General features: G+C 62.9%; 11 protein-coding genes. 10 read left to right on the forward strand and 1 reads right to left on the reverse strand.

All coding sequences use genetic code 11. From position 1 onward, the window contains the following. Positions 1-2 precede the first annotated feature (2 nt). From RHEC894_RS31570 to RHEC894_RS31600, 7 genes are all read left to right on the forward strand, one after another. A complete protein-coding gene (locus tag RHEC894_RS31570) occupies positions 3-755 on the forward strand; it encodes an ABC transporter ATP-binding protein (RefSeq protein WP_085740538.1) in 753 nt (250 codons plus the stop codon). Next, positions 752-1,480 (forward strand): ABC transporter ATP-binding protein, encoded by a 729-nt coding sequence (locus RHEC894_RS31575; protein ID WP_085740539.1) that lies wholly within the window; start codon positions 752-754, stop codon positions 1,478-1,480. The genes RHEC894_RS31570 and RHEC894_RS31575 overlap by 4 nt, the downstream gene beginning before the upstream one ends. Beyond that, a complete protein-coding gene (locus RHEC894_RS31580; RefSeq protein ID WP_085740540.1) occupies positions 1,477-2,409 on the forward strand; it encodes a branched-chain amino acid ABC transporter permease in 933 nt (310 codons plus the stop codon). The genes RHEC894_RS31575 and RHEC894_RS31580 overlap by 4 nt, the downstream gene beginning before the upstream one ends. Continuing rightward, positions 2,406-3,431, forward strand: a complete 1,026-nt coding sequence (locus RHEC894_RS31585) for a branched-chain amino acid ABC transporter permease (RefSeq protein WP_085740541.1) — start codon at positions 2,406-2,408, stop codon at positions 3,429-3,431. The genes RHEC894_RS31580 and RHEC894_RS31585 overlap by 4 nt, the downstream gene beginning before the upstream one ends. Before the next feature lie 40 nt (positions 3,432-3,471). Then, positions 3,472-4,257: a coniferyl-alcohol dehydrogenase gene (locus RHEC894_RS31590; RefSeq protein ID WP_085740542.1), complete on the forward strand. Its 786-nt coding sequence runs from the start codon at positions 3,472-3,474 to the stop codon at positions 4,255-4,257. Positions 4,258-4,277: 20 nt separating this feature from the next. Then, complete coding sequence (locus RHEC894_RS31595; RefSeq protein WP_085740543.1) at positions 4,278-5,723, forward strand: aldehyde dehydrogenase; 1,446 nt, start codon at positions 4,278-4,280, stop codon at positions 5,721-5,723. Positions 5,724-6,058: 335 nt separating this feature from the next. Continuing rightward, complete coding sequence (locus RHEC894_RS31600) at positions 6,059-8,317, forward strand: EAL domain-containing protein (RefSeq protein ID WP_085740663.1); 2,259 nt, start codon at positions 6,059-6,061, stop codon at positions 8,315-8,317. A 20-nt stretch (positions 8,318-8,337) separates the two neighbouring features. On the opposite strand, the gene RHEC894_RS31605 is transcribed toward RHEC894_RS31600, so the two are convergent. Further along, a complete protein-coding gene (locus RHEC894_RS31605) occupies positions 8,338-8,913 on the reverse strand; it encodes a methyl-accepting chemotaxis protein (RefSeq protein ID WP_085740544.1) in 576 nt (191 codons plus the stop codon). A gap of 394 nt (positions 8,914-9,307) precedes the next feature. Between RHEC894_RS31605 and RHEC894_RS31610 the strand changes: the two genes are divergently transcribed. The 3 genes from RHEC894_RS31610 to RHEC894_RS31620 are packed head-to-tail and all read left to right on the forward strand — an operon-like array spanning position 9,308 to position 10,911. Beyond that, positions 9,308-9,829, forward strand: a complete 522-nt coding sequence (locus RHEC894_RS31610; protein WP_085740545.1) for a DUF4142 domain-containing protein — start codon at positions 9,308-9,310, stop codon at positions 9,827-9,829. Positions 9,830-9,836: 7 nt separating this feature from the next. After that, positions 9,837-10,163 carry a cupredoxin family copper-binding protein gene (locus RHEC894_RS31615; RefSeq protein WP_085740546.1) on the forward strand — a complete coding sequence of 109 codons (327 nt, stop codon included), beginning with the start codon at positions 9,837-9,839 and terminating at the stop codon, positions 10,161-10,163. Between the two features lie 34 nt (positions 10,164-10,197). Continuing rightward, on the forward strand, positions 10,198-10,911 hold the full coding sequence (locus RHEC894_RS31620) for an RNA polymerase sigma factor (protein WP_085740547.1): 714 nt from the start codon (positions 10,198-10,200) through the stop codon (positions 10,909-10,911). Positions 10,912-11,176 lie beyond the last annotated feature (265 nt).

Genomic DNA, 11,176 nt, shown 5'->3' on the forward strand with positions numbered 1-11,176 from the left:
ACGTGCAGCAGGTAGCTCAAAATCGGCCGGGAGGAACCTTTCTCTCGGCCAAAGGGATCCACAAGCAGTTCGGCGCGCTCGTCGTCCTGGAAAATCTGGATTTTTCCATGGGCGATGGCGAGGCGGTCGGCATCGTCGGGCCGAACGGGGCGGGCAAGACGACGCTGCTCAGCGTGCTTGCCGGCGCCTACCCGCCGAGTGCGGGAAGCATCACCTTCGATGGCGCCGACGTCACCGGCCGGACGGCGGCGGAGCGCTGCCGCTCCGGACTCGTGCGGACGCATCAGATTCCCAAACCCTTCAGCGGCATGACGACTTTCGAAAATGTCTTCGTCGCCGCTTCGCACGGCAATGCCGCAAGCCGCGACGAGGCCTATGAGCGTGTGGTGGACTCGCTGTCGCTCTGCGGCATGCTCGGCGTCGCCAACCGCCAGGCCGACACGCTCGGCCTGCTCGATCGCAAGCGGCTGGAGCTTGCCCGCGCGCTTGCCACCCAGCCGCGGCTGCTGCTGCTCGACGAGATCGGCGGCGGCCTGACCGATGGCGAGGCGAGCGAACTCGTCGAAACCATCCTCGAATTGCGCCGCCGCGGCATCGGCATCGTCTGGATCGAGCATATCGTTCACATCCTGCTGCAGGTGGCGGAACGGCTGATCTGTATGGATGCCGGCCGGATCATCGCCGACGGCGAACCGAAAACTGTCATGAGCGATGCGGAGGTGGTGAAGGCCTATCTTGGAGGGACGCCCGCATGAGCCTTCTTTCCATCGAGAATCTCGACGTCCGCCACGGCCTGCTCCAGGCGGTGCGCGGGGTCAGCTTCAATATCGCCAAAGGCGAGGTGCTGGCTCTGGTCGGCGCCAACGGCGCCGGCAAGACGACACTGCTCAGATCGATCGCCGGCGCCCATCTGCCCGCCTCCGGCCGTGTGCTTCTCGGCGACGAAGACCTGGCCGCCGTCCCCTCCCACAAGCGGATTGCCAAGGGCATCGCCCTGGTGCCGGAAGGCCGGCGCCTGTTTTCGCAGATGACTGTCGAAGAGAACCTGCTTCTCGGCAAGAGCTGCGGACGCAAGGGCGCGTGGAGCATCGATCGCGTGCTCGACGCCTTTCCGAACCTGAAACCCCGCCGTCACACCAAGACCGGCCACCTCTCCGGCGGGGAACAGCAGGCGACCGCCATCGGCCGGGCGCTGATGAGCAATCCCGATATTCTGCTGCTGGACGAGGTCTCGCTCGGGCTTTCGCCTCTGGTCGTCGACCGCGTCTATGCCCAGCTGCAGGCGCTGCTGACTTCGGGAACGACGATCGTGCTGGTCGAGCAGGATCTCGGCCGCGCCATGAGTGTCGCAAGCCGTGTCATCTGCATGCTGGAAGGCCGCATCGTGCTCGACCGGCCGGCAGCGGCCGTCACCCGCGACGAGGTCACCAAAGCCTATTTCGGATTGCACCGGGCAGCCGGCGAAAGGAGCGCATCATGATCAACACCCTGATCCAGGGCCTCCTGCTCGGCGGTTATTATGCCGTCATCGCCTGCGGCCTGTCCTTCATGTTTTCGGTCATGCGGATCATCAATCTCGCGCATGGCAGCCTGGCGGTCGCCGCCGCCTACGGACTGTGGCTGCTTGCCGCCAAGGCCGGCATTCCGCCCTTTGCCGGCCTGCTGATCGTGCTGCCCGTCATGGCGGTGATCGGCTGGCTGCTGCAGCGCTTCATTCTCGAACGCAGCGCCCGCGGCGGCACGCTGCTGCCGATCCTCACGACTTTCGGCCTGTCGATCGTCATCGACAATCTGCTGTTCGAGCAGTTCGGTGCCGACACCCGGTCGCTCGCGCCCTTCATCGGCAACCTCTCCTATGCATCCTGGCAGCTGCCCGGCCACATCTTCGTCGGCAAGCTTGCCGTGATGATGATGGTAACGGCGATCCTCGTTCTCGGCGGGCTGCAATTCTTCCTCGGGCGATTTGCGCTCGGCCGCGCCATCCGCGCCACGGCCGAGGATCCCGATACGGCAGGGCTCGTCGGCATCGATGCGCGCAGGGTGAATGCGGTGGCCACCGCCATCACCATGGTCACGATCGGGATCGCCGGGGCCTTTCTCGGCATGCGGGCGACCTTCAGCCCTTATGCGGGCGGCCCGCAGTTGCTCTTCGCCTTCGAGGCGGCGGTCATCGGCGGAGCCGGATCGCTCTGGGGCACGCTTGCCGGCGGCATCATTCTCGGCCTTGCCCAATCACTCGGCGCGCAATTGCATCCGCAGGGCTTTCTGATCGGCGGCCATGCCGTGTTCCTGCTGGTGCTTTTCATCCGGCTGTCGCGGTCCCGCCTGCCGGTTTTCGATAAAATCGCAGCACTTCTGAAACCCAGCACCCTCCTCAACCTTCGCGCACGCCATCGGAGCCCGACATGACATTCGTCTCCAACGGAATATCGATCGAGCGCTGGACGACCTCGTCGCGGGCGGCGCTTGGCTCCATGGCCGGGGTGTTTGCCCTGCTGATCCTCGCCCCCGCCGTGCTCGGCGCCGGTGCGATCGACCGGATGACGGCGCTATTCATCTATGTGATCCTGGCCGCCATGTGGAATGCGCTTGCCGGTTTCGGCGGCCTGGTCTCGGTCGGCCAGCAGGTGTTCTTCGGCCTCGGCGCCTATTTCACCATCCGGCTCGCCGATGCGGGGCTCGATCCCTTCGTCTCGGTCTTTGCCGCGGCGATCGTGACCGGCGCGCTGTCGATCCCGCTTTCGCTGTTCATGCTGCGGCTGAAGGGCGGTGAGTTTGCGATCGGCATGTGGGTCGTCGCCGAACTCGCGCATCTGCTGGTCAATCTCGACCGGCTGATCCAGGGGGAAACCGGAACCTCGCTGATTTCGCTCAACGTCTATGACAGCGGCACGCGGCGGGCGGCGATCTACTGGCTTGCGCTCGCGTCCATGGCGGCCCTGCTCGGCGCGCTCTTCATGCTGATGCGCAGCCGCGCGGGCGCGGCGATGCAGGCGATCCGCGACAATGAAGAGGCGGCGACTTCGGTCGGCGTGCGGGTGACCGCCACCAAGCGGCTGCTCTTCGTGCTCGCCGCCTTCGGCATCGCCATCGCCGGCGGCCTGTGGCTGGCGACGGCCACGACCTTCCAGCCGAAGACCTACTTCAGCGTCCAGTGGACGGCCTACATGATCTTCATGGTGCTGGTCGGCGGGATCGGCAAATTCGAGGGCGCCATCCTCGGAGCCATCCTGTTTTTCGTCATCGAGACTTTCTTCGGTGCGGCCGGCGTCTGGTATCTGATCGGTCTCGGCGCCACGGCCCTGATCTTCTCGCTCTACATGCCGCGCGGCCTCTGGGGCGAAATCGAGCGCCGCTTCGACTTCCAGCTTCTGCCCGTCGGCTACCGGCTGAAATTGCCCGGCCCGACGAAAATCAAATGGAAAGAATGAACCGACCTGCTTCCCGGTTTTCTTGCGAAAGGTGAAATCCATGCTTTTTGGTAAAACAATCCTGGTGACCGGCGTCGCCTCCGGCATCGGCGCCCGGACGGCGGAGTTGGCCGGCCAGATGGGCGCCGAGGTCATCGGCGTCGATGTGCGCGAACCGGCAAATGGAAGCGCCGCCTTCATCAAGGGCGATCTCTCCACGCCATCGGGCGTTGCCGAGATCGTCGCGCAGCTGCCGGCGCGCCTCGATGCGCTCGCCAATGTCGCCGGCCTTTCCGGCAATACAGGCGTGGTCTCGACGCTCGCCGTCAATTTCTACGGCCTGCGCGCTCTGTCGGAAGCCGTCGCACCCCGCCTGCGCGAAGGCGGCGCCATCGTCAACGTCGCCTCGATCGCCGGTTACGGCTGGCGCGCCAATCTCGAGCGGGCCAAATTGCTGACCTCGATCGAAGGCTTTCCGGATGTGGCGGCCGTTGCCGCCGAACACGGCCTCAAGGACGAGCAGGGCTACCCGCTCTCCAAGGAATTGCTGCTGCTCTGGACCATGCGCGCGGCCCACCAGCCGCTGTTCAAGGACCGCGGCATCCGCGTCAATGCGGTGAGCCCCGGGCCGGTGGAAACGCCGATCCTCAAGCAGTTCCGCGCCGTGCTCGGCGATGCCCGGGTCGACAGCGACATCACCCGCGTCGGCCGCGCCGGCACATCAGCCGATATCGCGCCCGCCGTGCTGTTCCTCTGCTCGGACGGCGGACGCTGGATCAACGGCGCCAATCTTGCCGCCGACGGCGGCCTCGAAGCCTCCATCAACGCCGACGTTCTCGGCTTCTAATTCTTTCCAGGAGACCCACGATGAATATTTCCCTGCTCATAAACGGCGCCGACCGGGCAGCCTCCAGCGGCCGGACCTATGACCGGATCGACCCCTTCACCGAGAAGCTTGCGAGCCGCGCCGCCGCCGCCAGCCTTGAGGATGTCGCCGCCGCCGTCGACGCCGCTTCCGCCGCCTTCGGCGCCTGGTCGAAGACCGGGCCCGGCCAGCGCCGCGCCATCCTGATGAAGGCCGCCGACATCATGGATTCGAAAGTGGCCGAATTTACCCGGCTGATGATCGAGGAGACCGGCGCCACCGCGCCCTGGGCCGGCTTCAACGTCATGCTCGCCGCCAATATCCTGCGCGAGGCGGGCGCGATGACGACGCAGATTTCAGGCGAAATCATTCCTTCCGACAAGCCCGGCTCGCTTTCCATGGGCGTCCGGCAGGCGGCCGGCGTGTGCCTGGCAATTGCGCCGTGGAATGCGCCCGTCATCCTCGCCACCCGCGCCATCGCCATGCCGATCGCCTGCGGCAATACCGTCATCCTCAAGGCATCCGAACAATGCCCGGGCACGCACCGGCTGATCGCGACAGTGCTGACCGAAGCCGGCCTGCCGGCCGGCGTCATCAATGTTCTGACCAATGCGCCGGAGGATGCGCCAGAGATCGTCAACGCGCTGATCGCCCATCCGGCCGTCAGGCGCGTGAACTTCACCGGCTCGACCAAGGTCGGCAAGATCATCGCCGAGACCTGCGGCAAATATCTCAAACCCGCTTTGCTCGAGCTCGGCGGCAAGGCGCCGCTCGTCATTCTCGACGACGCCGATATCGACGGCGCCGTCAATGCCGCGATTTTCGGCGCCTTCATGCATCAGGGCCAGATCTGCATGTCGACGGAGCGGATCATCGTCGACACGGCGATCGCCGATCAGTTCGTCGCCAGACTGGCCGCCCGCGCCAGCCAGCTGCCGGCCGGCGACCCGCGCGGCCATGTCGTTCTCGGCTCGCTGATCAGCCTCGATGCCGCCAGAAAGATGGAGGAGCTGATCACTGACGCCACCGCCAAGGGCGCAAAACTCGTGGCCGGCGGCAAGCGCTCCGGCACCGTGGTCGAGGCGACGCTGCTCGATCACGTCACCCCCGACATGCGCGTCTATGCGGAAGAATCCTTCGGCCCCGTCAAGCCGATCATTCGCGTCTCCGGCGAGGAGGAGGCCATCCGCATTGCCAACGACACCGAATACGGCCTGTCATCCGCCGTCTTCAGCCGCAACATCCAGCGGGCAATGGCGGTTGCGGCACGCATCGAATCCGGCATCTGCCACATCAACGGCCCGACGCTGCACGATGAAGCGCAAATGCCCTTCGGCGGCGTCAAGGGCAGCGGCTACGGCCGCTTCGGCGGCAAGGCGGCGATCGCCGAATTCACCGACCTGCGCTGGATCACCATCGAGAATTCCGCCCAGCATTATCCCTTCTGAGGGGCGTCGGCGGCGCTGCGGCGTGGTCTTGAAAGCATGATTGCGCCGCAACGGCTATGGCGGTTGCGGCGCGTTTTACCCGAACCTAAAGCGCGTCGCAATCTTTCAGATTCGCTCCTCGCGCTTTAGGTCTTTGTTTTACGCATGTCGTTCTCGCAAAACCGCTGGACACTTTTGCGCGACATGCTTTAAAGCGCCTTCGCTCCAGGAGTTGAGGCGGGCGTCGTCACGATCCAGGCCAAAAAGGAGCTTTGCCGATCGTGCCTTGTCGGGTTTAGCGTTGCCTTAAACAAACTGTGCAAGGGTAGATGCCTGTTATCTACACCGGCGGCCTGATGAAGTTTCGAAGACATCCAAAGGTAGCGCGCGGCTTTGTGGGCGCTGTCATGCGCCATGCCAGCGCATTTGCTCCAGCAATATTTGCGGCCGCCATCGCCGTCATCGTCGTCTGGGTGGCAACGAACTGGCGGCTGGAGCGATCGCTCGCCGATGAACGCGCGGTGGTCGCCGGCGAGCTTGCCACCATATCCTCCCGGCTTCAGACGAACCTCAACGGCAATGTGAAGCTGCTGCAGGGCCTGGCGGCGGGGATCACCGTCAATCCGGAGATGGGCCAGGACGCATTTTCCAAACTTGCCGCTGAGATCCTGCAGCCCGATTCACAATTGCGCAGCTTTGCCGCCGCACCCGGCATGGTCGTCAAATGGGTCTATCCGGAAAAGGGCAATGAAAAGGCGATCGGCCTCGACTACCGGACGAATGAGAAGCAACGGCCTGCCGCGATGCTGGCGCGCAACACCCACAATATCGTGCTGACAGGCCCTGTCGAGCTTATCCAGGGTGGAACGGCTTTCGTGGTCAGGTGCCCGATCTATCTCAACGACGGAACGAGCCAGGTCTTTTGGGGGCTTCTTTCCGGCATCGTCGATATTCCGAGGCTCTTCGGGGAAAGCGGCCTTGGCTCGAGCGAGCTTGAGATCGCCATCAGCACCGTACCGGAGCCGAATTCGCCCAAACAAGTTTTTCTCGGCAGCCTGGACACTTTTTCGAAGCAGCCGGTGGTGACCTCCGTCGACATGACCTATGGCCGATGGACCCTGGTCGCCGTGCCCAAGCACGGATGGGCCCCGTATAACGGGCTCGGCACTTTCGAGTTCTATGCGAGCCTGTTGTCCCTCTGTGTCGTCGCGCCGATGATCTGGGTCGGCTTTCTTACCAAATCACGCCAGAGAACCATCGAAAAGCTTCGCCTGCACAAGAAAAAGCTCGTTCGCGCCCGCCAGCGGCTGGAATATCTGTCGTTGCATGACGCGCTGACCGGGCTTCCCAATCGACGGTTTATCGACCGGATGATCGCCCAGCCGCCGAGACCCGGTGCGGACGATTGCCTGATCCTGATCCATATCGACCTCGATCGTTTCAAGGAGATCAACGACACCAAAGGCCATGCCGGAGGCGACACGGTCTTGCAGACAACGGCTTTCCGCCTTGCCGAACTGGCCGGCCCGAACGATGTCGCGGCTCGGATCGGTGGCGATGAGTTCATCTTCGCCAGCTGGAGCAGCGATCCCGCGCCGAAAGCCAACGGACTGGTCCAGCAGATCGTCGAGACGCTTGAGCAACCCCTCTTCATCGATGGTGCGGAATGTGTGGTCGGGGCCAGCGCCGGCGTCGCCTGGGAAACCGGGCAGGGGCGCGGCCGCGACCTTGGCCAATTGCTTCTGAATGCCGATCTGGCTCTGTACGAGGCGAAGAAGACGGGCCGCGGCCGCGCGGCGATTTTCACCGAGGAGCTGCGCAGCGCGGCGATCCAGTCGAAGGAACTGGCGGATGAATTCGATCATGCGCTCGACAGCGATGAACTCGTTGCATTCTTCCAGCCGCAATTCGATGCCAATACATTGGCGATTGCCGGCGTCGAGGCCCTTGCCCGCTGGGATCACCCGCGAAAAGGCCTGCTCGGGCCGAACGCATTTCTCGATGTCGCCGAAAGGCTGGGGCGCAGCGGCGACATGGACAGGCTGATCCTGCAAAAGGCGCTGTTCGAGCTGACACGATGGGACAGTTTGGGAATGCAGATCCCGCGTGTCTCGGTGAACATATCGGCGCGCCGGCTGGCGCAGGCCGATCTGCTGGCCGAGCTCTCCGCGCTTCCGGTTGCAAGGGGCCGGCTCTGTTTCGAGCTGCTCGAGACAATCTCCTTCGACCATCTTCAACCCGTTCTCAGCGAGATCATTCCCGCCGTCAAACAGCTTGGCATCGAAATCGAGATCGATGATTTCGGCACCGACCATGCCAGCATCGTCAGCCTGCTTCGATTTGAGCCACGCAGGCTGAAGATCGATCGGGAGATCATCAAGCCGATTATCGCCTCTCCCTCTCAGCGCCGCCTGGTCTCCTCGATCATCGAAATCGGCCGATCACAGAATATCGACATCGTTGCCGAGGGCGTGGAGACAATGGAGCATGCGAAGATCCTGAAAGATCTCGGTTGCCATCTGCTGCAAGGTTACGCTCTGGCGCGGCCGATGAGCTCGCAGCAGCTGATCGAATTTTGCCAAATGAAGGACAGGGGACTGACAGGGGCAGGCTGATCGCTCGCCTGCTTGACAGATTAGACCGAGAAACCGTCCAATGCGTCGGCGAGCTTCAGCCACAGATCGTGGGGAGGCGAAGGAATGGGCCGCGAATCCTCATCGGAGATCCGAATTGCGAAAGCGGTCTCATCCCGCGTGAAAGCCGTCAGCATCCGGCGAAATTTCGCCGCCCTATCGGTAAACTGATCCGAACCCTGCTCTCCCAGCACCGTGCGCACCGTTGCAATGGCCAGATTGAAATTCTTCTGCAACGGCCCGAAGGCGCCGCGGTGCTTCTCCCGCACGCGGCGATGCAGATCTCCCTGGGCGAGAGCGGTCATCGCATCGTTGAAATCATGTAAATTATCGCCGATCGAACCGATCAGCTGGTTGAGGAGGGCGGCCGAACGGCCGAGATCCGGGTCGGCATAATCGGCATGCATGCGCCGCGTCAGATCTCCGCTCATGACGGCCGTCGCCAAGGCCGCGATCTCGGCGCAGAACCTGGCTTTCTGCTCGTTGAGATCGGTTGACGCTTCGATGGTTTCGGTATCCTGGGAATCCCGATCCTGGTACGTCTTATTCCGCCCGGAGCCGTTCGTTATCTCGACCATGCCCACCCAAGCCTTAGCGCAATGCCGCGCGGCCGCATGACCCGCCGCGGATCATAAGCGCACAATTGCGATCTACCATGTCGTTTTCCATCTGCCTGCTGCCCCCCGCGGCGGTCGCAGCCGGACGGGTTATCCCAACCGGCAGCGCGCGACCCCATCCAATGCCGCAACGCTTAAAAAAGCCCTTCGACCTTGGCGCGGCCAGTTCTTTGGCGCGTAAAACGGATAGTATCGACGTATTTTGATTGGACAGCGGCCTGCAACGGCAGGCCTTGCGGCAAAGGCTGAAGCGCCGCGGTTGGGGCCGGCTGTCTTTCAACGTCAGAAATTTCCGGGAACCTTTTCGATCGATCTGCATCCAATGCTCGCTTCCATCCGACAAAGGAGACAGATCATGTTCAAGCAAATTCTAGGCGCAACCTTCATCGCAGCATTGCTCGGCACCGCCTCGATCGCTGCCGATGCCAAGCCGACCGACCCTCAGATCGCCCATATCGCCTATACGGCGGGGCAGATCGATGTGACTGCCGCGGAGCAGGCGTTGAAGAAAAGCAAGAATGCCGAGGTCATCGAATTCGCCAAGACCATGGAGCGCGACCATAAGGCCGTCAACGATCAGGCGCTCGCGCTCGTCAAAAAGCTGAAGGTGACGCCTGAGGACAACAAGATCAGCCAGTCGCTCTCGACCCAGGCGAGCAAGGAACTGACGACGCTCGGCGCCCTCGATGGCGCGGCCTTCGACAAGGCCTATATCGAAAACGAGGTCGCTTATCACAAATCGGTCAACGATGCGCTCGCCAAGGTGCTGATCCCTTCGGCTCAGAACAAGGAGCTGAAATCGCTGCTGGAAACGGGCCTCACCCTGTTCAAGCAGCACCAGATGCATGCCGAGCATCTTGCTTCGATGATCAAGTAGGTCAGCGATGGGCCGGCTTATCAAGGTGCTGCGGCTTCCCTTGCTGCTTGCGCTGCTGTGTGTAGGCGTCAGTGCCGCTTCGGCGGGGGAATATCAGGTCACCATCGCGGGCATGAAATTCGGCTCAGCACCTGCCGAGTTGCATGTCGGCGATGTGATCATCTGGCGGAACGATGATATATTCCGGCACACGGCGACGGCTCGCGACAAAAGCTTCGATATCGATCTGCCGCCAAAATCGGAAGCGCGGATGACGGTCAGCCGGGCGGGAGCGGTCGATTTCTATTGCCGTTTTCATCCCGCCATGACGGGCAAACTGGACGTCCGGCCATAGGGCCGGGCTCCGATCGAACAAGGCGGAGATTTGCATGGCAGCCATTCCGGTTCCGGTCGCCCGACACCGGCAGCACATATCGACGCTATCGGACGCCGAGCTCGTGCCCCTCGCAAAGCAGGGCGACGAACCCGCCATTCGCGCCATTGTCCAGCGCCACAACCAGCGTCTGTTCCGCACCGCGCGCGCCGTCATCCGCAACGATGGGGAGGCGGAAGATGTCGTGCAGGCTGCCTATGTCAAGGCCTTCACCAATCTGGCGACCTTCCGCGGTGAGGCCGAGCTTTCGACATGGCTGACCCGGATCACGCTCAACGAGGCTCTGGGCCGCGTGCGCCGACAGAAGAAGAACACCACTACGCTCGAGGAAATCGACATGCAGACGACGTCGCCGGGCGGCGAAGTGCTCCAGTTTCCATCCTCACTCTCCGCAACCGATCCGGAAACCGAGCTGTCGCGGAGCCAGGCGCGCCAGCTCCTCGAACATGCAGTCGACGAACTGCCGGATGAATTTCGCGCCATCTTCGTGCTGCGTGATGTCGAAGGCATGAGCACCGAAGAGGCCGCATCCTATCTCCGCATCAGGCCCGAAACCGCCAAGACACGGCTGCACCGGGCGCGAAAGATGATGCGTCAGTCGATCGAAAAACGGCTCTCCGGCGCATTTCAGGCGCTGTTCCCCTTCGATGGCGCCCGCTGCGCTTCCATGGCCGATCGCGTCATCGCGGCGCTTCGGCAGCCGTCATGATATCTCGCAACAAGGTCCCGTACTCGCCGACCAATCCTATGCCCCCGTCAGCGAGGAGCAGGCTTGCAGCGCACCGGTTAGTCTATCGAGTTCGTCCAAAACGTTTCGGATCCGGGCACGTGCCTGGAGCATCTGATCCATCTCCGGATCGCCGGACGGTTGGCCTGGGACCTGCGGGTCGTGAAGCTCCATCGACGTGCTGGGAGCCGGATTTGGAAAGAGGATGATTTCAGCCATTTGCATTCTTTGTTTCGTTGTTCTGGCG

Source organism: Rhizobium sp. CIAT894 (assembly GCF_000172795.2).
Lineage (GTDB): Bacteria > Pseudomonadota > Alphaproteobacteria > Rhizobiales > Rhizobiaceae > Rhizobium.